At 67.3% G+C, this 20,790-nt stretch carries 22 protein-coding genes; 4 read left to right on the top strand and 18 right to left on the bottom strand.

What is annotated here, in order from left to right:
* Window positions 1–993 precede the first annotated feature (993 nt).
* On the top strand, window positions 994–1,368 hold the full coding sequence (locus ACWEPX_RS10265; protein ID WP_451896793.1) for a winged helix-turn-helix transcriptional regulator: 375 nt from the start codon (window positions 994–996) through the stop codon (window positions 1,366–1,368).
* A gap of 26 nt (window positions 1,369–1,394) precedes the next feature.
* Here the strand turns inward: ACWEPX_RS10265 and ACWEPX_RS10260 are convergent, their stop codons facing one another.
* From ACWEPX_RS10260 to ACWEPX_RS10200, 13 genes are all read right to left on the bottom strand, one after another.
* A complete protein-coding gene (locus ACWEPX_RS10260) occupies window positions 1,395–4,439 on the bottom strand; it encodes a BTAD domain-containing putative transcriptional regulator (protein WP_451896792.1) in 3,045 nt (1,014 codons plus the stop codon).
* Window positions 4,440–4,530: 91 nt separating this feature from the next.
* Window positions 4,531–4,968, bottom strand: coding sequence for a hypothetical protein (locus ACWEPX_RS10255; RefSeq protein WP_451896791.1), 438 nt, complete (start codon window positions 4,966–4,968; stop codon window positions 4,531–4,533).
* 54 nt (window positions 4,969–5,022) lie between these two features.
* Window positions 5,023–5,475 (bottom strand): pilus assembly protein TadG-related protein, encoded by a 453-nt coding sequence (locus ACWEPX_RS10250; protein WP_451896790.1) that lies wholly within the window; start codon window positions 5,473–5,475, stop codon window positions 5,023–5,025.
* On the bottom strand, window positions 5,472–5,969 hold the full coding sequence (locus ACWEPX_RS10245) for a TadE/TadG family type IV pilus assembly protein (protein ID WP_451896789.1): 498 nt from the start codon (window positions 5,967–5,969) through the stop codon (window positions 5,472–5,474). The genes ACWEPX_RS10250 and ACWEPX_RS10245 overlap by 4 nt, the downstream gene beginning before the upstream one ends.
* Complete coding sequence (locus ACWEPX_RS10240; protein WP_451896788.1) at window positions 5,966–6,385, bottom strand: TadE/TadG family type IV pilus assembly protein; 420 nt, start codon at window positions 6,383–6,385, stop codon at window positions 5,966–5,968. The genes ACWEPX_RS10245 and ACWEPX_RS10240 overlap by 4 nt, the downstream gene beginning before the upstream one ends.
* Before the next feature lie 76 nt (window positions 6,386–6,461).
* Window positions 6,462–6,647 carry a hypothetical protein gene (locus ACWEPX_RS10235; RefSeq protein ID WP_451896787.1) on the bottom strand — a complete coding sequence of 62 codons (186 nt, stop codon included), beginning with the start codon at window positions 6,645–6,647 and terminating at the stop codon, window positions 6,462–6,464.
* A gap of 50 nt (window positions 6,648–6,697) precedes the next feature.
* The gene (locus ACWEPX_RS10230; protein ID WP_354709439.1) at window positions 6,698–7,591 is read right to left on the bottom strand and encodes a type II secretion system F family protein; all 894 of its coding nucleotides are present in this window, start codon (window positions 7,589–7,591) and stop codon (window positions 6,698–6,700) included.
* A complete protein-coding gene (locus ACWEPX_RS10225; protein WP_451896786.1) occupies window positions 7,588–8,511 on the bottom strand; it encodes a type II secretion system F family protein in 924 nt (307 codons plus the stop codon). Before ACWEPX_RS10225 ends, ACWEPX_RS10230 begins: the two co-directional genes overlap by 4 nt.
* On the bottom strand, window positions 8,508–9,959 hold the full coding sequence (locus ACWEPX_RS10220) for a CpaF family protein (protein ID WP_451896785.1): 1,452 nt from the start codon (window positions 9,957–9,959) through the stop codon (window positions 8,508–8,510). The genes ACWEPX_RS10225 and ACWEPX_RS10220 overlap by 4 nt, the downstream gene beginning before the upstream one ends.
* The gene (locus tag ACWEPX_RS10215; RefSeq protein ID WP_451896784.1) at window positions 9,956–10,798 is read right to left on the bottom strand and encodes a chromosome partitioning protein; all 843 of its coding nucleotides are present in this window, start codon (window positions 10,796–10,798) and stop codon (window positions 9,956–9,958) included. Before ACWEPX_RS10215 ends, ACWEPX_RS10220 begins: the two co-directional genes overlap by 4 nt.
* Entirely contained in the window at window positions 10,798–11,511 is a 714-nt protein-coding gene (locus ACWEPX_RS10210; protein ID WP_451896783.1) for an SAF domain-containing protein, read from the bottom strand. The genes ACWEPX_RS10215 and ACWEPX_RS10210 overlap by 1 nt, the downstream gene beginning before the upstream one ends.
* A 118-nt stretch (window positions 11,512–11,629) precedes the next feature.
* A complete protein-coding gene (locus tag ACWEPX_RS10205) occupies window positions 11,630–12,673 on the bottom strand; it encodes a hypothetical protein (RefSeq protein WP_451896782.1) in 1,044 nt (347 codons plus the stop codon).
* A complete protein-coding gene (locus ACWEPX_RS10200; protein ID WP_451896781.1) occupies window positions 12,667–13,023 on the bottom strand; it encodes a hypothetical protein in 357 nt (118 codons plus the stop codon). The genes ACWEPX_RS10205 and ACWEPX_RS10200 overlap by 7 nt, the downstream gene beginning before the upstream one ends.
* A 517-nt stretch (window positions 13,024–13,540) precedes the next feature.
* Between ACWEPX_RS10200 and ACWEPX_RS10195 the strand changes: the two genes are divergently transcribed.
* Window positions 13,541–14,185: a prepilin peptidase gene (locus ACWEPX_RS10195; RefSeq protein WP_451896780.1), complete on the top strand. Its 645-nt coding sequence runs from the start codon at window positions 13,541–13,543 to the stop codon at window positions 14,183–14,185.
* Here ACWEPX_RS10195 and ACWEPX_RS10190 read toward each other — a convergent pair.
* The 5 genes from ACWEPX_RS10190 to ACWEPX_RS10170 form a co-directional block, all read right to left on the bottom strand.
* Entirely contained in the window at window positions 14,166–15,203 is a 1,038-nt protein-coding gene (locus ACWEPX_RS10190; protein WP_451896779.1) for a helix-turn-helix domain-containing protein, read from the bottom strand. The two genes, ACWEPX_RS10195 and ACWEPX_RS10190, sit on opposite strands and share 20 nt — an antisense overlap.
* 44 nt (window positions 15,204–15,247) lie before the next feature.
* On the bottom strand, window positions 15,248–16,231 hold the full coding sequence (locus ACWEPX_RS10185; protein ID WP_451896778.1) for a sigma-70 family RNA polymerase sigma factor: 984 nt from the start codon (window positions 16,229–16,231) through the stop codon (window positions 15,248–15,250).
* Between the two features lie 88 nt (window positions 16,232–16,319).
* A complete protein-coding gene (locus tag ACWEPX_RS10180) occupies window positions 16,320–16,844 on the bottom strand; it encodes a hypothetical protein (protein ID WP_451896777.1) in 525 nt (174 codons plus the stop codon).
* Window positions 16,845–17,410: 566 nt separating this feature from the next.
* Window positions 17,411–17,965, bottom strand: a complete 555-nt coding sequence (locus ACWEPX_RS10175; protein ID WP_451896890.1) for a bifunctional DNA primase/polymerase — start codon at window positions 17,963–17,965, stop codon at window positions 17,411–17,413.
* 83 nt (window positions 17,966–18,048) lie between these two features.
* The gene (locus ACWEPX_RS10170) at window positions 18,049–18,300 is read right to left on the bottom strand and encodes a hypothetical protein (RefSeq protein ID WP_451896776.1); all 252 of its coding nucleotides are present in this window, start codon (window positions 18,298–18,300) and stop codon (window positions 18,049–18,051) included.
* 1,347 nt (window positions 18,301–19,647) lie between these two features.
* Between ACWEPX_RS10170 and ACWEPX_RS10165 the strand changes: the two genes are divergently transcribed.
* Together ACWEPX_RS10165 and ACWEPX_RS10160 are read left to right on the top strand one after the other, a co-directional pair.
* The gene (locus ACWEPX_RS10165; RefSeq protein ID WP_451896775.1) at window positions 19,648–20,508 is read left to right on the top strand and encodes a helix-turn-helix domain-containing protein; all 861 of its coding nucleotides are present in this window, start codon (window positions 19,648–19,650) and stop codon (window positions 20,506–20,508) included.
* 37 nt (window positions 20,509–20,545) lie between these two features.
* Entirely contained in the window at window positions 20,546–20,767 is a 222-nt protein-coding gene (locus ACWEPX_RS10160; protein ID WP_451896774.1) for a DUF397 domain-containing protein, read from the top strand.
* Window positions 20,768–20,790 lie beyond the last annotated feature (23 nt).

The following is a 20,790-nucleotide window of genomic DNA, read 5'->3' as shown; positions in this document are numbered from 1 at the left end:
CCGGCCGGCACGGCGGAGCCCAGCGGACGCGACCGGCGGCCGGCACGGCGGAGCCCAGCGGACGCGACCGGCGGCCGGCACGGCGGAGCCCAGCGGACGCGACCGGCGGCCGGCACGGCGGAGCCCAGCGGAGCGGACAGCTCATCTCTTGCTTTTCTGGGTTTACGAATGGCGAAATGCCGAGAAATGGTGAATCGCGAGCGCGTTTAATCCAGTTTTCGGCTCATGCGATTCAATCCGAGAGAACTCAAACAAAAGGTTGAGTGTTAACATGGTCGAAATTGTGATTGTCAAGTGCGAGCGACAATCGGATGCAAATTGCTACAAGCGCTCAATTCGAGCCCAGTTGATCGGCGGCGACTGCACGGCTGGATGCCGCCACTGTGATGAACGGAGCAGCGAGAGGTGGGCAATGCATGACGATCAGACGGCGGCAAGTGGGGTACGGATGGATGGTGAGCAACGCAGTCAGGGTGACCACGGGGTCACGAGTAGCGAAAGGTGACCACCCACCCAAATCGACTGTTCATGTGCCTGCCGGCCACCGAGTCGGGCGTCACATCGGTAGCCCCTGCGGGGCCGGTGACCAGGCCGTTCGCGGACTCGGGGGGCTACCGCTCTAGAAGGCAGTTGAATCGGACCGTCGTCCGGTAGGTGACCAGGACACTACGAAGTGATCACTGATCGTGCTGTTGATCTACTAGTTGGTCACTCGATGTGGTGACGCCGGTTCGTCCTAAGTAGAAATACCCTGCACCGGGTACCCCGTTTGACGTAGCGTTGACAACCTTGACACTGATCAACCGAGGCGGCCGATGGCGGAGACGATTATACGCCTTCTGGCCAGAAGGGAGGCGATTCTCATATTTGAATTCCAGGGCTCGCCTGTGCCGCAGGGGTGGGGTGTAGGCGGGCCGTCACGAACCAGTATGGGGGGTGTACATGGTAACGGGGGACGCTAGGTACCTAGCGCGGTCGCGGGATCTCCGCCACGTGCTGAACGGGGAATGGATCACCCACATTCTCGTGGCGTTGAGTGATGGTCCACTTCATTACAGCGAACTTCATACCGTTATTCAAGATATGACGACGTTCGATCCGTGGACCGGGACGGTGCGCAGGATTCAGAGCCGGGCGTTGGGCCGCACCTTGCGGCGTATGGAGACCGCCGGCCTGGTGGACCGGGTCGAGGAACGGACGTTTCCGCGGTCGGTTGTGTACTCGCTGACGCCCGCCGCCGCGGATCTGCTGGTCCGGGCGCGGCCTCTGATCGACTGGGCGGAAGAGAATCTTAATCTGATCGAGCAGCTGCAGAAGGCACCGGACGACGGCGAACAGCCGCAGGACGACGACGAACAGCCAGACTGAGACATCGCTGCACTGGCGGAAGCCGTTCAGCTGGCCGCGGCGTTGTCGGTGGAGACCGACCGCCGGGTGCTGCCTCGACGCTGGAGGAAGTCGGCGAGGTTGAGCGTGTCGGGGCTGGGGCGTTGGCCGATCTCGTCCAGTGTGGTGGCCAGCAGCGCGAGAGTGCGCGGGATGGCGGCGTACTGGTCGAGGCGGGCCTGGGTGCGGATGATGTCGCGGTAGACGCCCTCGTTGTAGCGGTCGAGCTTCCGGGTGCGCTCCAGCAGCATGAGCATTGTTTCTGGGTCGCTGTCGCCGTGTGCGCGGATCAAGGCGCCGAGCGCGTCCAGGACGTCGCGTCGGGTGGCCTCGCGGAACGGTTCGATCCAGGGCACGAGCAGGTCCTCTGCGAGGTCGCCGTGGTAGAGCTCGATGGCGTCGTGCAGCTGGGCCTGGGCCTCGGCGTCGGGTGGGCGGGGCGCCTGCAGGGCGTGCTGGAGTTGCCAGTAGTCGACGACGACGAGTTCGTCGTTGAGCTGGTAGCGGCCGTCGTCGTTGAGGACGAGGTTGATCCTGCCGTCGGTGGCGTCGGTGAGCGCGCGGCGCAACATGGACAGGGTGTTGTGGAAAGAGTTGTACGGCCGCGGTGGCCGGCTGTCGGGCCAGACGGCCTCGTTGAGAACTTCGCGGCGGACGCCGTGGGGGTGCAGCGCGAGGTAGACGAGCAGTTCCCGCTGCTTCGGTGTCAGCGCGCCGCTGAGCTCGTGGTGTCCCTCGTCGCCGCGCAGGGCCAGGTGCAGGCGTCCCAGCACGCGCACGACCAGCGGGCGCTGCGGCGCTGCCTCGTCACCGTTGTTCGGTTTCCGGGGCTCCTCGGCGGCCGGTGCTTGGTCGGCGGCTGGCTTGACGTCCTCGGCGGCCGTGCGGCGGTCGTCGGTGTCGTCGTCCGGGGTGGCTGAGGCCGGGCCTTTCGGCGGGACGTCCACGGGGATGGGCTGGACGTCCAGCAGCTGCAGGCTCGGGGTCGGTGGGGTCTGCTGGTTGTCTTCCTGTTCCGGCGGGCGGGTGGATTCGAGCTGGGTCATCTCGTCGACAGAGCGCTGCTCGGGGACGGGTGGCGTGGGTTCAACGTCGTGATCGTCCGCGGTCGGTGCGAGGTCTTCGCCGGTGAGGCGGCTAGTGGCGTGGTCGGGTGTGGCCAGGTCGGTGGGGCCTTCGGCGTCCCGGAGCACGGCAAGCAGCTCGGTGGCGTCGGTGGTGGGCAGGCTGAACAGGCGTGTGTCGGCGAGGGCGTCGCCGAGGCCGGGGCTGGTCGCGCTGACGGTGCCGTCGTGGCGAACGCGCACGGTCGCGCCGGGGCGCCACTGGCCGAGGAGCACGCCGGCCAGGCCGAGGGTCGAGCCGTTGTCGAGGACGGCTTGCAGGCGCCGTTCGGCGTGCGGTGCGGGACTGGCGAGCAGCACGAGCGAGGCCGGCGTGGGTTGGGATTCGGTCTCCTCGATGGCGTGGCGTGTTCGGGTGAGCAGGGCTGCTTCCATCTCGTCGAGGGCGGCGTCGAGCGTGGTGACGACGTGGACGGTGGACGGCAGGTTTTCGACGTCGGCGCCGTCGAAGACGAGGTGCAGGTCGTCGGCGGGTACGAGCACGCGGATGCCGTCGCCGGGCTGCTGTTCGGTGAGCAGGTGCAGCAGCAGAGCGCGGGCGGCGGCGGTGGCGCCGGGTCCGGCGAGGCCGAGGCCGCGGGTGCTGGCGAGGTTCAAGGCGAGTTCGCGACCGCCCCGCACGCCCACTCTCGTCGGTACGGGGACTGGTTCGTCGTCGGGTTCCAGGGCCCCGGCCGCGGTGATGTGGATCCGCTGTGGGGCCGGCGAGAGGTCCACGAACTCCACGTCCTCAACCGGCCTGCGGTCACTGTCTTCTTCCTGGTCGTACGCGGCCCGCAGAGCGCGGACCACGGGCGCGATCGGCCGCTGCAGGTCGGCGCGGTCGCCGCTGCCGATGCGATAGCGGCGTCGACGCCACATCCTGGCTGACACCGTGGCCGCGGTGATGGCTCCGGCGAGGCCGAGGCTGACGAACACGCCCGTCAGCAGGTCCAGTCCCGGTTCGGCCTGGTCTTCGCGGTGCTCGCCAACCTGGTCCGTCGTGGCCGGCGCCGGAGTGGTGTCCGGTGCGGGCTGTGTCGAGGGTGGCGTGGTCGGCGCGGTGCTCGTCGGTGGTGGTTGCTGGGGCGGCACCGGCGGCTGCTGATCGCCGGGAGGATGCTCTTCGGCTGGGGCGGGGATGTAGGCGGTGATCTTCCAGCCGGGCCGTACGAGGTTGGGCTCGGTCAGCGCGCGGCCGTCGGGCTGCTCGACGCCGCGGTTGAGCTGGAACAGCTCTGGCCAGCGGCTGCCGCCGCCGGGGCCGTAGATGCGTTCGGCGACGCGCCACAGGCTGTCGTAGATCCCGTCGTGCGGGAGCCGGACTTCTTCGGTCACCTGGACCATGCCCGGCGGGGCGGGCGCTGTCCGATCGATCACCAAGGTGGTCGCCGGGACGATGGTCGCCTGCTGAGCCGCGGCCGGCGTGGCCGGGCCGGGCGTCAACGGTGCGACGACCGCGACCGGCGTGAGATCGGCGGTCAGGGCTGCGGTGGTCGGGGTGGGAGCCGTGTACGGGGTCCGGTTGCCGAGCAGGGTCAGCACGATGGTGCCGATCAGGGCCGCGGCGAGCCCGTGCAGCGGGCCGGGTGGGCGGACGTGCGGCCAGGTGATCCCGCGCGCCGCGTCGATGGTGCAGCGCAGGACGTCGAGCGCGAAGAAGAACCAGACGATCCAGCACAGCACCGCCAAGGTGTTGAGGAGGAACTGCGCGCTCATCGGGTTGAGCAGCGTCGCCTGGATCTCGTCCCAGGTCGGCACGTGGTCGGGCAGGGGCCAACCCACGAAGTGCACCAGGGCCCAGGGCAGACCCGCCACGAGGGCGAGCAGGACGACGACCGCGAGCAGACCGCGCACGAACCGGAGCGTGGCGGCCAGCGCCCACCAGCCGGGCTGGCCTGTGCTCTGCCGTATCGGCTTCCGGTGGGAGAAGTGCGAGTGTGCGGTCACGACGTGCTCGATTCCTTGGACGTACAGGTTTACGACTCCGCGGTCGCCACCCGAGACAGCGGCGGACGCTGAACGAGCCGGAGTGGCGGTGTCACGTCACCGACGCCGGAATCCGGATGGACGTGTCCGCCGCGCCGTTGCGAGGCTCGGCGAGCTCGGGTGACGCGGACGTCGGACTGGCCGGCGGGGTCTTCGCTGTGGCCGGCGCCTGGCTCGCATCGTTTTTCGTGGTAGAGGTGCTGGTGGTGGACCGCTTCCGCTTGGGGCGAGTCGTCTTCCGGCCGTTGAGCCACTGGGTGAGGTCCGCGGCCGGTACGTCGGTGAACTTGGCCAGCTCGTCGACGCCGATGACGTCGCTGGACTCAGCGAGGACGTCCCCAAGCTCTCGCTCGATGTCGCTGAGTTTCTCGGCCACTTCTGCCCGCAGCTGTGCGAGCTCGCCGACGCGCTTGGCCGCAGCGGCCCTCTTCGCGCTGCGGGCCGCGTCGGCTTCCTCGACGCGGCGTTCGATCTCTTCAGTCGTCGCCATCGTGGTCTCCTTCCCCGTTGTGGCACTGAATTGGGTACGAGCGTGTGGAGGTGGTCATGGGAGTACTCCGGAGATTCCGCGCTGTGGTTGGGCTTGCCCTGTTGCGGTGACTGTGATTGAGCCGATGCTGACCAGTCCGAGCAGCTGGGTGGGTTGGTTGATGCTGACGGTCACGTTCACGGTGTTGCCGGCCACCGAGACGGTGCCGGTGTGGCCTGCGGCGGCGAGGTAGCTGCGGGCTGCGGCGCTGGCTTGTTGGGGGACCAGGCGCAGGGTGCCGTCGGCGCGGTAGGCGGTCAGGTCGATTTCCTGGGCGCCGGCCCGCGCGGCTTCCTGTGCCTCGCCCATCGCGCGGACCTTGGCGGCCAGCGCGAGTCCGCCGTCGAGCACGAGCCCGGCGAACAGCAGCGCGGCGAGCGTGATGATGACGACGAACGCAGTCACCCGACCGTCTTGGTCCTTGCGCAGCCGGCGCGTTCGGCGGCGCAGCGATGCGGTGTACGTCATTCGGCACCTCCTGCCTGGCCAGGTGCTGACGTGCCGCGCCACACGTCAACTGGGGAGGAGAAGCTGGACTCGAACGTCCGACTGCCGGGCACACCCAGCGAGGTCAGATCCCCGAGGCCGACGCTGCAGGACACGGTGACGGTCACCGTGGAGCCCGGCTTGAGTGCCTGGGTGTCAGTGGACACCGACAGCGATTGGCAGGTGATCCCGGCGGACGCCAGGGCTGCGCTGGCGGTGGCTTGGGCGTTGGCAGTGGCCTGCGAGGGGGTCCGGGCAATGGTGGCGGCACGGGCAGCTTGGTGGGCGACGTCGTTGATCCGCAGTTTGGTGTCGGCCAGTCGGCCGCAGAACACCACGAACAACAGCAGCAGGATAAGCAGCGGGGTCAGTAGAGTGAGCTCGGCTGCGGCGGAGCCTCGTTCGTCACGGCGCAGCGCGCGAATTCGTGCGCACGCCGAGGGTGCGAACGTGGGGAACCGGCGGGCCGCGGTCATGGCGACACCGCCCCAGTGCCGGTCGGTGGGGTGAATTTCTCAACGGGCCCAACGGCTTCGGCGTGAACCGTGAAGGTCGCGAACGGGATCACGTTGATCACGGTCCCGGTGACCGTCACGGATGCCTGGGTCGGCCCTCGCTGGACGTTGACCGATGTTCCTTGCAGTGGACCACTTCCCAGTTGCGTGAGGATTCGCTGTCCCTCGGTGTTGCCCGCGGCGGAGGTGCCGCCGTACACCCGTGCCGCGGACAGTGCTTCGGACGCTGCGGCTTGAGCGATGTGGGTGGCGTGCATGTAGAGCGCGAACTGGGCGATCAGCAGGATCAGCAGCAACAGCAGCGGCGTGGCGATGACGAGTTCGACCGTGCCGGCGCCACGTTGATCCGTTCGCAGCCGGCGCAGCGCCGCCTGCATGCGTGTCCGGTGTGGACGCTCGCGCGTGTTCGGCGTGCGGGATCGGCTGTGGTATCGAGGCATCCTGGTCACCGGCCTACAGGTTGATCCCGTTGGCTTTCTGAGTGACCTTGATGACGATGATCGCGATGACCGCGATGGCCAGCGCCGCCAGCAGGGCAGTGACCACGACCGCTTCGGTCGAGTAACCGCCCTCGTCGCGGCGCAGCCGCTCCAGCTCGACCCGGATACGGGCGATGAGGATCTGAACTTCGGTGAACATCAGCTTCTCCCCTGTGGTTCGGGGTCCGGTATGGACAGTTCTTGTGGAACTCAGAGACCTCCCAACACGCTCGCGAGGGCTGGGAACCCGATGAAAATCAGGAACCCGCCGAACAGCATCACCACGGGAAGGCTCATCCGTTCGGTGGCTGCCTGGGCTTCGCCCTCGGCGTCGGTGAGCTCGCGCGTGCGCAGCGCCGCGGCCTTGGCCGCGAGACTGGCGCGGACGCGGGCGCCTTCGGTGCCGGCGAGGCTGACCGACGCGGCCAGCTCGGACAGCTGGTGCACATCGAGTTCGGTGCCGAGCTGACCGAGGGTCGACCACGGGGTGGTGCGGGTCAGCTTGGCGGTGACCAGCGCGCGGCGCAGCTGTTGGAAGGCCCAGCCCTTGCCGATGTTCACCGCATCCGACAGCGCGCCGTCGACTCCGGCGCCGCCGGCCAGTAGCACCCGGATCAGGTTCAGATAGGCCGACAGCGCGTGCCGGAAGGTGGAGCGTCGCCGCTCGGCTTCCTGCCGGACGCTGATGTCCGGGAGCAGGAACCCGCCGAGCGCGAAGAGGAGGCTGGCGACCGCGGGGACTTCCCAGCCGAGACCGACATCGGCCACGACGAGCAGGAGGTGCATCAGGATCGGCAGCAGCAGCCCGGTCAGAGCCAACGTGGCCTTCTCGGCCAGGTGGTGTTCGATGCTCTTGCCGGTGACCGCGAGGTCGTTGCGTAGCTTGCGGTTGGGCAACCCGAGTGCGGCCAACGGTTTGATGAACGGTCGGCCAACGCGCAGGGCCCAGCCGTCGGAGTCCGCGGTGAGGATCGGCGGTGGCGCGGGGGTCGCGTGCAGCCGGTCGACCAGCGCTCGCAGCGGCGGCCGTGGCGGGAACACGTAGACCACCAGCGCCCACAATCCGACGCCGAGTCCGGCGCCCCACAGCAACGCGCTGATCATGACGACGCTCCCTTCCCGGTGAGTAGGTCATCGACGTCCACGTCGGCGTCGTGGGGCCGGATCGTGGCCAGTTCCGTGAGGAAGCGCTCCGGCTCCCGCAGCCGCGCAATCCTTGCCAGCCAAGCAAAAGCAACAGCAAACAATGCGCCGACGAGCAGCAGCATGATTTGCCCGAACGCGGAGTCATACGGGGCGAGGTAGCCGCGGTTGAGCAGCACCAGCCCGAGGGCGAAGGACAGCGTGGTGATCACGATGACGCGCACGCTGGTCCGGGTGCGGGCGCGGCCGGCTTCGACCCGCATCCGCATGGATGCCTGCTCGCGTGCCTCGCTGGCCAGTTCGCCGAGCAGGTCGGCGAGCTGGCGGGCTTGGTGCTCGGCGGCCAGCACGAGCGCGGAGATGACCAGGTCCGCGGTGGGGTCGCGCAGCTGGTCGGCGAGGTGGCGCAGCGAGGGCGCGAGGCGTTCGCCGCGTTCCAGTCGGACGGCCAGCTCGGTGATCTCCTCGCGGATCGCGTCGGGGCAGGCCGGGGCGGTGGCGAGGATGGCCTGTTCCAGACCGGCCGCGGCCACGAGGGTGTCGCGCAGCATCTCCGTCCAGCCGGCGATCGCCTCGATACGTTCGAGGTGGCGCTTGTGGTCGACGTTCGAGCCGAGGATCCGCGGCAGGCCGACGACCGCGAGGACGGTCAGGATGGCGGCGACCACCCAGCCGGTGATCGCGCCGACGGCCAGGCCGGCGAGCACGGCCACCACGAGCCACCCGACCCGCTTGCGGTCGTGCCGGGCGGCCAGCCAGGCGCTCAGCCGCGACGGCGTCGCCGCGCGGGCGGGCCGGCCGCGGAGTCCGGCGACGATGAGCAGGACTCCGACGGCCGCACCGGCGCCGAGCAGGCCGAACAGGGCGGCGGTCGTGGTCATGGCGTCCACCACCCTTCGCGCCGCTCGAACAGGTCCGGGTCGTAGCCCGCCTCGACGAGCAGGTCGACGGTGTCGGTGCGCAGCGGCGCGCCGGGCACGGCGCGTAGGTCCGGGCCGGGGCGCCAGACCTCGTTGCTGATGATCTGGGCGCCGTCGGCACCGACGACTTCCCGGATGGAGGACACGACCCGCTTGCTGGGATCGTCTCGGGGCTTTTCCAGGTGCACCACGAAGTGCAGCGCCGCGGCGACCAGCAGGTTGGTCGCTTCCATCGGCAACCGCTCGGGGCCCTGCACGGCGTAGGCAGCCAGCTTGGTGAACGCGCCCTGGCTGCTGGAGGAGTGGAGGGTGCCCATACTGCCGTCGTTGCCCATGGACATCGCGTTGGTCAGCGGGATGACCTCCGGGCCGCGGACCTCGCCGACGATGACCCGGTCCGGCGACATGCGCAGCGACTGCCACACCAGGTCCGACAGAGAGATCTCGCCCTGGCCCTCGATGTTCGGTTCGCGGGCCTGCAGCGCCACCACGTCCGGGTGCGCGTCGGTGTCCTCGCCGAGGCCGAGCTCGAAGACGTCCTCGATCGTGATCAGTCGCTCCCACGGCGGGATGGCCGAGGCCAGGCCGCGCAGCAGGGTGGTCTTGCCGATCGCCGTGCCGCCGGTGACCAGGATGTTGCGCTTGGCCCGCACGAGGGCTTTCAGGAAGCTCTCCAGGGCGAGGTCGATGGTGCCGTTCTCGCGCAGCTCGGCCAGGGTGACCTTGGCGAACCGGTGCCGGCGGATCGACACCGACGGCCGCGTGGTGACCGCCATGACCGCCGAGACGCGCTCACCACCAGGCAGCTGGAAGTTCACGATCGGACTGCCGCGGTCGAAGCGGCGCTCTTCCACCCCGGAGCGGGTGGCCAGGTCGCGGATGAGGTCAATCAGCTCGGTGTCCGAGCCGACGACCGGTGGCAAACGGTTGCGGCGGCCGTCGGCGTACTTGACGAAGACGCGGTCGCCGTTGATGTTGATGTTCTCGATGTCGGTGTCGGCCAGCAGCGGTTCCAGGCCGGCCAGGCCGAAGACCTCGTCGAGGACCTGGCGGATCAGCCGCTGCTCGACCTCGGGCGCCACCAGCATCCCGCCGGTGGCGGAGTTGCGAAGTTCAGCCTGCGCGTGCGCCTCGGCCGCGTCGGTCAGGATCGCCTCGGCCAACCGGCGGCGTTGCTGGGCGTCCATCGGCGGGCGGCCAGCGGTCTCGTCAGCCCGGATGCGCCTGCTGAGCTGAGTGGACAACTCGTCGCGCAGGTGCTGCCGCAACCGCTCCACCGCGGCTGCCTCACCCGCGGGCCGGTGAGGCAGCTCCGCCGGTCCAGGCAGGGGCTGGGCAGCGATCTGGTTCGGGCCAGTGCCGTTGTTCGAGGTGGTCAGGCGCGAGTCGCCGAGGCCGGGCCGGGTCATGACGTCGCTCCGTTACGGGTCTGCGGCCCGAGCGGTTGCAGGGCCGCCCCCGAGACCGGCTCGCCCGGAACGGCCACCCGCAGGTGCGGTGCACGAGCGCCGTTGCTCCCAGCCGGCGCGTGCCAGTGCGCGTGAATGTTCAGCGCGATCTTGGCGGCAGCGCGGCCGAGCGCGGACTTGTCGGGCCCACGCCGACCGGTGCCCTGGCCGCACAGCACGGCGGCACCCTTGTCGTCCCGCGGCACGCGACCCATCACCGGGATACGCAGTGCCTGGGAGACCTCCGCGGTCGGGTAGCCGTCGCCGACCAGGACGAAGCACGGGCGGCGCGACCACTGCTGGGCGGCCTGCAGTTTGAGCGCGACGTGCGCGAGCTCGTCGTCATGCGGGCGGGCGACCAGCAGCATCGCGTCCGCGCTCCGGATGATCGGGAACGCAGGCGAGTCGGGATCGACCCGGCCGCAGTCGGCGATGACCGTGGTCTCCGGCTGGTCGGCGGCCCGCCGCAGCGGCGAGGACGGCCCCGAGGCCAGCACCGCCAGGGCGGCGCGAGCTTGTTCGGCGCCGACCGGACCGAGCACCACCCGCAGGCCACCGGGGAGAAGTTGGGTGTGCTGGGCGAGCAGCGTCGGGTCGGCGCCGCCGCGGCCTCGCGCTGCCGCGGCCAAGCTCACCAGGCTCGGTGAGTCGGTCAGCCGGAAGCGGGCCATCAGGTCACCGCCGGCAGGGTCGACTTCGACCACGATCGGGTTCTCCTGGCCCGGCCAGCGGGCGCCGAGCGCGGTCGCCAGGGTGGTCACGCCGGGCGATCCTTTGAGTGAGCAGACGGCGATGAGCATCAGCGGCCTCCTCCCGCGATCGCGACCAGGCTGAGTTGCCCCGCCGGGGCTGAAGCAAGTGCCCGCGCGTCCGATTCGGACAGTTGCAGTGACACGACGGTGGTTTGCTCGGTCTCACGCGTGGCGATACCGGTCACTACCGCGGTCCACGACGATGTCTGCCCGGACCCGGTCGAGGTTCCTGTTGCCGTGCCCTGTCCTGGCGTGGTGAGGACCGCGACGGTGGTACCGGGCGACAGGTCGGGCGGGAACTGTCCCGGCTTGAGCCCCACAGCGGCAATTGCCTTGCCCTGCGCGGGAATCTGCGGTGCTCCGAGGACAGACCGGGTCACGAGCGAGCCGGCGGGCAGGCTGAACGCGACTGGCTGTCCCACCACCGTGGACGCAGCTGATGCGGGCATGACGTCCATGCCGGTGTCCGCCGCCATGCTGATCTGCTTAAGATCCTGCGCGGTGAGGATCTGGCCTACGGCAACGGGACGGGCCAGCGCGAGAACGCTGTCCCTTTCTCCCAGCTGCATTCCGGCGAACACACCGCCGGCCGCACACACCAGAACAAGCAGGACGCCGAGCAACAGGTAGGGCACGCTGCGGCGCCGACCGCTGCCGCTCAAGCGCGAAGGAGTCTTGCCGTCACGGCCGGCCCACGCGTTCGGCGACGCCTGCTTCTGCGCCGTCGTGTCCGTGCTGGTCGAACCTGCGGTAGTGGTCACCACCGACCTCCTTCAGGCATGACGCCATCGCGACGCGTCGACTCGGGTGTTCGACGTGCCTTGCTCAACAGGGCGTTTCGTTGTGCACGCCCGCCCTCGTGAGGCGGGAGGCTTCGGTTCAGCCGGTCGCGATTCCCTGGCTCTCCGCCACGCGGAACGCCACCGACGCCGAGGTCGTCATGTTCGGGAACGTGCCGCCTTGGCCCGCGCCGGACCACGTCACGGTCCAGTTCACCGTGGCGGTCACCGGGAAGGCGTCGGCGCGCTGCCCGGCCGAGGACGTCTTGTAGGTGTAGCCGCAATCCGGCGAGGCGCTCTTCGGGTCGCCACCGGCGGGGAAGGGCGAGCCGGGGCTGGTGCAGGTCACCGAGCCACCGTCACCCATGGACCAGGTCACCGAGGTCGGCCTCGCGACCGCGGTCACCGACACGCCCGGCACCGACGCGGTGGCCGAAACGTCGCCCCAGCTGCTGCGGTCCAGCCACAACCAGGTCGGCAGGCTGACCAGCTGATCGCCAGCCGGATTCGCCTTGATCTTCGGAGCGGGCAGCCGCAACTGGTTCCGCGCCTGCGCCGCGAGCTCGGCAGGCGACGGCAGTGGCACCGGACCCGGCTGACCGTCCGCGATCCACACCGGCGGCCGGTACAGCGCATCCGCGAAGCCGGGCCCAGTGCACTTGTAGACGTACCAAGCACCCGACGGCGGCTGGGCCTGCGCGAACCGCGGCTGCGTGACCGCGAACTGCGCGGTGGCCGGCTCCCGCTGCGGCCGGTAGACCGCAGGCACCGCGGTGACCGCACCGGACTTGGGCGGCACGTGGAAGGCCGCCGGCTGCGCGCCTCCCGGTGGCGGGCCCTGGTAGTCGCTGCGTTCGTAGCCGCACTGGGCCAGGTTGTTGTTGCCGCCGATGATCGTGTCGCCGTTGGCGTTGGCCTGCCCCGTGCCGGGGTTGTTCTGTCCGGGGTTGCTGGGCTTGCCGTTTCCGTTGCCCTGGTTACCGGTTCCGGGCCGGGGGTTCTTGCCTGCGCCGAGTTCGCAACCAGGGTTGGGGTACTGGCTGCAGTCGGTGAATCCCCAGCCGCCGTCCGCGAACGCGGGTACTGCGGTCGCAATGAGCACGGCCGCAGACAGGCCGGCAACGACTCCTAAACGTTTCAACACGAGCCCACCGCCTCTACTGCGAAGCGGGTGACCCTCCACGTGCCGTCCTGCTGCTTCTTGACTTCCGCGGTGATCGAGCGTCGCCCGCCCGGTGTGTCGTTGACCAACTGGCCGTTCTTGTACTTGAGCCAGCCGCTGTCGTCTCCGCAGTCCGAGATCATGACCGTGGTGGGGTTGTCCGGTGGTTCCACCTTGGACACCTGGGGGTTCGTCTTCGGCTCGCCCTTCGTCACCACACCATTGAGGTGGTCCGTGTACAGGCTGCGGTTGATCACCCCGAGCGCGTCGCCGGTCGCATACTTCGCGAGTTCGGCCGACTGCCAGTCGGCGGTCTCGCCGGCCTTGGCCATCTGCCGCCACATGCCCGTGTAGGCAGCCGTCGCCTGCTGACGCGCGGTGTCCGCCGGAGAGACCGACGACGGCGGAGCGCTGGTCGTTGGTGGCGGCGTTGCCGCCCCAGTCGTGCCCCCAGGCGTCGAAGACGGATTCGAACTACAGGCCGCCAACGTCAGCGCAACGAGTCCAACAAGAGCCAGTCCTACCCTGCGCCGGCCGTTGCGGCCGTGTACGTTGCCCCCGACCACGTGCACCCCCTCGGATCTGCGAAAATTCCTTTCGATCTACTGTGGTACACCTCACGTCTACCTGGCGCCCCCTAGGAGACCGCAATGTCCCTATGAAGGGACACAAGTGTCGGAACAGCGAAAACGGGTCAAAGTTCACCCAAATGGGTTAATGACGGCGTGTCCAAATGGCGCTGAGTAGTAGGTTCACTACACCGGAAGGCCGTAACCAGGGGGCTACAGGGGGTACAGCGTTGGCGAGCTCTGTTACACCCGCGAGCAGGCAAACGGCGCGAGCGTCTCGGTGACCGCGCTCAGCATCGCCGGCTGGGGCCTTGTCGGACTCGCCGTCGCCAGCGTCCTGCGTATCGCCCTCCAGCGAAGCTCGCTTCTGCCAGCGGGGTGCGAGCGACTGGCGCCACCGGTGCTGCTCGAAGCAGTCACCGCGGTTCTGTTCTCGGCACTGGCCTGGCGCATCGGCGCCGTCCCCGACCTGTTCGCCTACTCCTGGCTCGCCGCTGCTGGCGTCCTGCTGGCTGCGATGGACTGGAACTCCCGCACGCTACCCACCAAGCTCATCTGGCCCAGCGGATTCATCCTCGTCGCACTCTTCGGCGTGGCCGCCCTGCTCGACCACGACCCGTACCCGCTCATCCGCTCAGCGGCCGGCATGCTCGCGCTCCTCGGGTTCTACGGAGCGCTCTACTTCCTTCGCCCCGGCCAGCTCGGCGGCGGAGATCTCCGACTTGGGGGCATGCTGGGCCTCGCGCTGGGCTGGAGTGGTTGGGCGGCCCTGCTGGCAGGAACACTGCTCGGCTGGCTCGGTGCGGCCATAGCATTGGTTGTGCTGCGTACCGTCCGGCGGGTGGAACCGAGCAACGAGGTCTCCCTCGGGCCGTTCCTCGTCGTTGGTGCGCTTGCTGCGATCCTCATCCAGCCGACGACTTAACGTCCACGAGGCTGGTCCTCCCATTCGGTGCGGAGGGTTGGTCCCGACGCCCCAAGGTTCGGGCGCATACCGCGACACACGCGTAGGGACACGTCAGGCCACACTCACTCTCGCGGCCATTGCCGACCAGAGAAGCCAGGTTGCTCGCTTCACCCGTGACAGCCCGCCTCCGGCGGAAGTCCGCTGACGTCAGCGTGCGCGACAGCGCCTCCCACATCAGGTCCACCGGTACGTCCTGCTCCTTGGACAAGTCCTCAACGGTCGTTCCGGTGATCCACCGCCTGGCCACCGGCCGCATCGCCATGGCCGCGAGCTTGATCCGCGCGGCGCGTCGTCGCGACGCCATCCGTGCGGCCTCGGAGCGGGTCCGCTGAACCCCTGCATCACGTACGAGGCTCTCGACGACTCCGCGCGTGCGGCCTGTGCGCTCGGCGACCTCCCGCGCGGAGAGGCCCTGTTGATAAAGAGCGACGAGGCGCCTGGCCTCCTTGATGCGAACCTTGGCCATCCTGTTGGGACCTTGTCGCACAATGGCATCAGCAGCGTCGAGCACGTCGTAAACCACGCGCGAACCGATCTTCAGGTGCTCGGCAACCTTGGGATAGGACCAGCCCGTCGCGGTGTAGAGGTGGATGATCTGTTGCCGTAGTGCGCCAGGCACGTGCGCGCTCAGTGCCTCACTGATGGTGCGCGTGATGCCGGCCTCGGTGACTACGCGATTGATGGTGCTGGGCGGTCGCCCCACGATCTTGCTGATCTCTAGGGTCGAGGTCCAGCGCGTGCCAGTCCATGTCTGGTACAGCGCGATAATGCGCTTCTTCTCTCCTGTGGTCAGTCGGCGCTTCTTGCGTCGTGCCACGCCGGCCTTCTCGATGGTGTTTTCCACAGCCGTGCGAGAGCGGTTGATTTGACGAGCGATGGCCGTATTCGTTGGCCATCGGCCGTCGACCTTGGTCAGGTACAGGTCGATAATCGTCTGCTTCTCGGCGGCGGTCAGCCGCGGTGCCCGCGAAGACATACTGGGGTTCCGTTGGTACCTAACAACTTTGATGCTCAAGACGGCTAGCTCGCCAGCTTCACGACGGTGACGTCGCGCTCAGCGAGCGCCGCCGACGGCCACCGTCCGCGTTCCTGTTTGCGAGGGCTCTTACGAACCTGGGTGCAAGACCGTTTTCCAGCTGCACGGCCTCGGAAGCACGTGTTGATCTCGGCAAGTTCCAACGAAAGCGTGCGGCATGAACCGCACTCAGCAAGGTGGTCACGAACCTGCTGAGCTTCCCGCGCCGGCAGTCCGCGCCGAGTCCAGGCACCGAGCCGATCGACCGTAGGCTGGCAACGTGTTGCCGTTGCGCCTGCGAGATGCTCTTGTAGGTATGCCTGCCGAAGTCCTTCGCGCGCCCGGTAAGCCAACGCGGCCACACCATTGGCTGTCAGACCAAGTTTCGGACCTACCTCTGCTGGTGACCTACTTTCGATCTCGGTTAGCCAAAGGACCGTCTGCCATCGTTCAGGCAGCCGAGCAAACGCCTTCGCCGCAAGCTCCTTCTCAAGGCCAGCCGACGCGGTGTCGTTGAACTGCACGCTTACGAGTACCGGGTTTACCGCGGTCGTCACGTCCTCGGTCAGCTCAACCTGCCGGTCCTTCCGCGTTTTGTCGTAAGCCGTGTGACGCAAGGCCGTGAGCAGGTAGGCGCGGAACGCCGAGTCTGGGCCTCGGCCAACTTGCAGGGAACTAAGAACCTTGCTGAACGCCTCCGACACCAGGTCGTCCACCTCGATGACCGAACGGGTGAGCTGACGAGCAAGGTTGTATGCAGCGCCGACATGGCGTACGTACAACTCGCCATAGGCTGCGACGTTTCCGTCGCGGACTGCGTTGATCAGCCACTCGTCGTCGGGGGCGATCGCCGATCGACGCGACAGAGACCTTGCCGACGGCGCATCCGTTGGCACAAAGGTGTTCTCCCCAACCTGATCGGATGAGCGTGCCCAGCTCCTGTAGCTCCGGTCACCCGCTTGAGCACGTTCGATGCAGCCCGCAGTCATTGTGCATCCCGACGTTGAAACCGCGTACCCTTCGTGGCGACACAAGCAGTACCGACCGCGTTCGCAGCCAGAGTCTTCATCGGGCGACTCATTGATTGCTCTCCTTTTCGATGTGACGGGCAATCAGCCGACATACGAGGTAGTAGTTGTCCAGTACGAATCGGCTGGAGAAGCTGCGGTCTTTCAGCGCGTCAGCCAGGGCTGCGCCATCTGGTGTTTCGGGAAAACGACTTGCCCGCGCCTCGCGGCGCAGGTGCAGCAGCTTCGCGAGGTGGAGCTCCAGCGCGCCGAGATCCGGCAACGGTGCTCCGAACCACGCCTCCGCGTTGGGACGGTCGATCCATTCCCAGACGATCGCGTCGCTGAGTCCTGCCGGACTGCGAACGGAGGCGAAGTGAAACAGCCGGATGAGGGCGTCTCGGGAACCGGGGACGTCTCGCTTCGCGCTTGTCACGAAGGCGCCACTGAGCGGGTAAGGACTCTTGTCCACCGCACGCATAACGTTCAGGTGCTCCGCAAAGACCAGTGCGAGACGGTCCGCAGCCGTGACAGGGCCGGAAGGCTGCGCCGAAACGCCGAGCACTCCGTGGGTGCGGCGTACGTTCTGCGCCAACAGAAGTGGTGACTCAGTTGGCAGGTGCAGTACCAATCTATCGTTGCCAAGGCTCGCATGCCTCGCGACTCCTGGCTGCCACCTCAAGGGGCACTCGGAACTGGCCAGGATCAACAGGCCGAGGCGACTCGTGCCAGGGAGTACCGGCATTTCCGCTGGAGTGAATGTCCGTTCAGGTGGGTTGCTGGCCCGACTGCTCATAGGCTCGACACCCCAAAATCGTTTTGTTTCAGCAAGTTCGGATGCCCCGATCGATCATGGAGGAACTGGAAACTTGAGGAGGCCACGGCATAATCGATCAGGTTTCGGCTGCGACAAGCCGTCCTTATTGAACGAAGGAGTCGCGGCGAGGAGACTGCGACGCGGCCGGACAGATCGGGGCGCGGGACCGGCCGCGTCGCAGTCGGGAATCAGGCCGGAGCGGAGCCGCTTCGGAGGCCGGGCGATCAATGTCGCCTTCATGCCCTCCTGACACTGTGCGTCTTCGACGCTGTGGCCTGACGGCCGACGCGGCCCTGGCTCGGGGGAGGCTTCCAGCCTGGGCCGGTCGGCGATTTGGTGGCACTTCATGCTGGTCCACTTCGGACAAGGTCGGTTGGATCACTTTGGCGAGGGAGCGATGACCTAGCCAGTTCCCGCTGGAGAGCGAAGATGTTCGGGAGCTTCCAACCAACGGCCGTCGGAGAGATGCGCCATCGGTAGAGAGGCTCATCGACAGCAGTCGGCGGCAGTACCAACCGTTCCCCTCGTGCGAGTTGTCGACCTACGAGATCAAAATCTTCGAGAACAGGTGGTCGTTGACCTGCCGAAGCGAGCATGTAGTCGGTGCCGAATGGAGCGGCGATGATCGGTCCAAGCAGGCCAGCGGCACGGAGAGAGTGGATCGCATTCCGCGACACCAGGCCGGGAACCTCAATGGCCTCGACGAACGATCCGCAACCCAGAAGTATTGGGTACGGTGCCCTGGTCCACACATCCAGGGCTTCCTCGGCGTCAGTGATCTCGTCGTCACAGAATCCCGAAACGGCTGCGGATGTTAGCGGCGCCGGTCGGACTGGCCAACCGCGGCGGACGTAGTTGACCGCTGCATCGCGTACCTCGGTAAGCCACAGTCCGGGCATCGGGTGAGGTGCTCCGGTCATTGTTGTCTCACTCCCAATAGGACGAGTCCGAGATGGATGGCTCGCCGCAGGCAGTCAGGCGCTCACTCTTGTGAGTGCCGTGCGCGTCTCTGGGATCTCTCGTCGAGTTCGATCGGTCCCGTGTCAGCCTCGTCGGCCGACCATCCGTATTCCTCATCGGCGGAGTCGTTGTCCTCGACGTAGAACTCGTCGCGGGTTCTCCGAGCCGCATCTCGTGCGCAGAGCTCGCCGTAGACGAAGGTGATCACGACGATGAGTACGGCGACGACGAGCGTTTGCCAGCCGGTGATCGTCAGCGGTCCGCATTCAGCCATGACTGCGCTCCTCTTGACGGCAGCAGGCTCGCGCAACGGATCCGCGAATGATTCGAGGTGGCTTCGGCCTGCCAGGTGCGTGGGCTTCAGGTCACCGGGCTTCAGAGCCTGCGAGCCTGATCATGGCAATGACGAGCGACTGTTGAGGCAGATCTCGGCCTGCGACCAGTGGTCGCTGCCACTCTCGTAGCCCAAGTTGTTCTTCCTCTGGCGTGGGAAGCGCCAACCGTTCTCCACCTTTGTGGACAGTCGCACCGAGGCGTAGTAAGTCGAGCGTCGTGTCATCGTTGATCGAACTGGGGGAGCCAGTAAGGAAGCTCCATCGCTTCCTGCCGGGGTCGACGACTACTGGGCCTCCGGACATCGCGATGTTCAGACGCCGCAATACATCCGTCCCGATCGGCGTTGGGGTCGTGATAGCTCCAACAAGGCCGCCGACATTGAGGAAGATGCATCGAGACGGGAAGTCGAGTGCGACCGGAAGACCGTGATCGTTGTAGTACTGGCCGCAACGCTGTGCCGTGGGACCAAATTTTGGATCACAGCCAGCGAGCTGATCGAGATCGTCAAGCGTAGCGACAGCCACTGCTGATCATCTCCTTTGTGGACACTTTGGAGTGTTCAGCGCGAACCACGCACGCAAGGCCGCGGTCGTCCCTTTACGGCCGTGCCACTGGACTTTCCGGGGACCTATCGTGTTTAGAGCCCGAGGATCAGACTGTGGCTGGTCGATGCATGCGGGGTGCGCAACACTCGATTTGAGGCTTCAGGAACCGTGACTGGCAGATGCAGTCCGCCGTGATCGAACAGGAGCACCTCCATTCGCTGCGTGAGAAGCGCGAGCGTGGCGGCCAGTCGGCAGATCGCCTGGAGGTCGGCGGGCAGGTGACGGCGATCGCCGGAGCACTCGCTGGTGCTGTGGAACCTCGGCGGGGAGGCCGCTGTCGGGGGAAGCAGCCTCCCCGCCGAGGGGCTCGTTGACGTGCCCGGCCGCGATGCGCGCCAACACCCTGGCGCGTGCGGTTTGGCACCGCCGGTCGCGCCGGCCGTCGAGCCACTTGCATGTGGCCCACGCCAGCCAGCCCAGACCAGCGAGAACCACAACGAGGGTCAGCGCCGCTACGAGCACGTAGATCAGCCACTGCGGCATGCGGACCCCTCCTTCGTGGCTGCAGACGGACGGTGTACCGTGTCCAGTCATCTAAAGTCAGATTATCGGAACTAGCTTCCGACCGTACTCCGATAATCGGAATTTAGATATGCACCCAGATGGGTGGTTCTACTTGAGTACGCTGTGTGACCAGCGAGGATGGAACGAGCTCACCGTCCGCTCGGGAAGGGCACCGCATGGCCAAGGTCACGCCGACCGCGAAGAAGCTCCTGCTCGGCAAGGAGATCGAGCATCTGCGCGAGCTCGCAGGCAAGTCGCAGGAGGAAGCGGCAGCGCTGATCGAGAAGGGCCAGAGCAAGATCGCCGCTCTGGAAGCAGGGCAGGCCAGCATTACCCCTGGCGACCTGCTTCTGTTGCTCGACGGCCTCGGCGTGACTGAACAGTGGCACAAGGACGTGCTGCTGGAGCTGCGGCGGAACAACCACCAGCGCGGCAAGTGGACCGGCATCCGCAGTCACTACAGCGAGCAGTTCCGCACGATGGTGGACCTGGAGGAGCACTGCGACCTCATCCGCACCGTCGAGTGCGAGGTGCCTCCGGGCCTGCTGCAGTGCGAGGCGTTCATCCGCGCGCTCTACAAGCACGCTCACACTGGCACGGACCTGGACGCTCGCGTTCAAGCGCGACTGGCGCGGCAAGCGATCTACAAGAAGTCCGACCCACCCGAAGTGGCGTTCGTCATCTCGGAGTCTTCGGTCCGCCGGGAGTACGGACCGCCGGAGGTCATGCGCGAGCAGGTCGAGTACATGATCGAGATGTCGAAGCGGCCTAACGTGCGCCTTCAGCTGCTGCCGTTCAAGACCCGCGTGCAGAGCGCCTCGATCGGCAACCGCTTCGTCCTGCTGCGGATCCCTTCGCCGGGAGTCGCCGGCCCGCTGGAGTTCGCCTACACCGAGAACGAGGGCGAGCTGCGCTACCTCGACGACAAGGCCGCCGTGGCTGCCCATGACAGGGCCTGGTCTCGCCTCACCGGCGCCGCCCTGAGCTTCGAGGCGACCCGGAAGTTCCTGCGTCAGGTGGCCGACGAGTACAACTGAAGCACCACCACCGGCTTTTCAGTCAAGGAGCGCCTCGATGGCCAACACCCCACCGGACTTCGCCCCCCACGAGTTCCGCAAGTCCAGCTTCAGCGGCGAGAACGGCAACAACTGCGTGATGGTTGCGCAGCGTGACGGCTGGGTCGCGATCTTGGACAGCAAGGCTGGCCTCGACGGTCCTCGGCTCGTCTTCACGGCTGACGAGTTCGACGCCCTGAAGACCGGTCTGAGCACGTCGTCCGACGACCCGAACTGTTGACGCGGGAGGTGCTTCGATCTTCG

It is taken from the genome of Actinokineospora sp. NPDC004072 (genome assembly GCF_053604195.1).
Note: the sequence above shows the minus strand (reverse complement) of the source record. Positions and strands in the feature narration are given on the sequence as shown.

Coding starts and splice junctions, on each gene's coding strand:
- ACWEPX_RS10255 (WP_451896791.1), bottom strand. CDS start 4,968: ATGGCGACGACTGAAGAGATCGAACGCCGCGTCGAGGAAGCCGACGCG.
- ACWEPX_RS10250 (WP_451896790.1), bottom strand. CDS start 5,475: ATGACGTACACCGCATCGCTGCGCCGCCGAACGCGCCGGCTGCGCAAG.
- ACWEPX_RS10245 (WP_451896789.1), bottom strand. CDS start 5,969: ATGACCGCGGCCCGCCGGTTCCCCACGTTCGCACCCTCGGCGTGCGCA.
- ACWEPX_RS10240 (WP_451896788.1), bottom strand. CDS start 6,385: ATGCAGGCGGCGCTGCGCCGGCTGCGAACGGATCAACGTGGCGCCGGC.
- ACWEPX_RS10235 (WP_451896787.1), bottom strand. CDS start 6,647: ATGTTCACCGAAGTTCAGATCCTCATCGCCCGTATCCGGGTCGAGCTG.
- ACWEPX_RS10230 (WP_354709439.1), bottom strand. CDS start 7,591: ATGATCAGCGCGTTGCTGTGGGGCGCCGGACTCGGCGTCGGATTGTGG.
- ACWEPX_RS10225 (WP_451896786.1), bottom strand. CDS start 8,511: ATGACCACGACCGCCGCCCTGTTCGGCCTGCTCGGCGCCGGTGCGGCC.
- ACWEPX_RS10220 (WP_451896785.1), bottom strand. CDS start 9,959: ATGACCCGGCCCGGCCTCGGCGACTCGCGCCTGACCACCTCGAACAAC.
- ACWEPX_RS10215 (WP_451896784.1), bottom strand. CDS start 10,798: ATGCTCATCGCCGTCTGCTCACTCAAAGGATCGCCCGGCGTGACCACC.
- ACWEPX_RS10200 (WP_451896781.1), bottom strand. CDS start 13,023: ATGGCCAAGGCCGGCGAGACCGCCGACTGGCAGTCGGCCGAACTCGCG.
- ACWEPX_RS10190 (WP_451896779.1), bottom strand. CDS start 15,203: ATGTCTTCGCGGGCACCGCGGCTGACCGCCGCCGAGAAGCAGACGATT.
- ACWEPX_RS10185 (WP_451896778.1), bottom strand. CDS start 16,231: ATGACTGCGGGCTGCATCGAACGTGCTCAAGCGGGTGACCGGAGCTAC.
- ACWEPX_RS10175 (WP_451896890.1), bottom strand. CDS start 17,965: ATGCCCGGACTGTGGCTTACCGAGGTACGCGATGCAGCGGTCAACTAC.
- ACWEPX_RS10170 (WP_451896776.1), bottom strand. CDS start 18,300: ATGGCTGAATGCGGACCGCTGACGATCACCGGCTGGCAAACGCTCGTC.
- ACWEPX_RS10165 (WP_451896775.1), top strand. CDS start 19,648: ATGGCCAAGGTCACGCCGACCGCGAAGAAGCTCCTGCTCGGCAAGGAG.
- ACWEPX_RS10160 (WP_451896774.1), top strand. CDS start 20,546: ATGGCCAACACCCCACCGGACTTCGCCCCCCACGAGTTCCGCAAGTCC.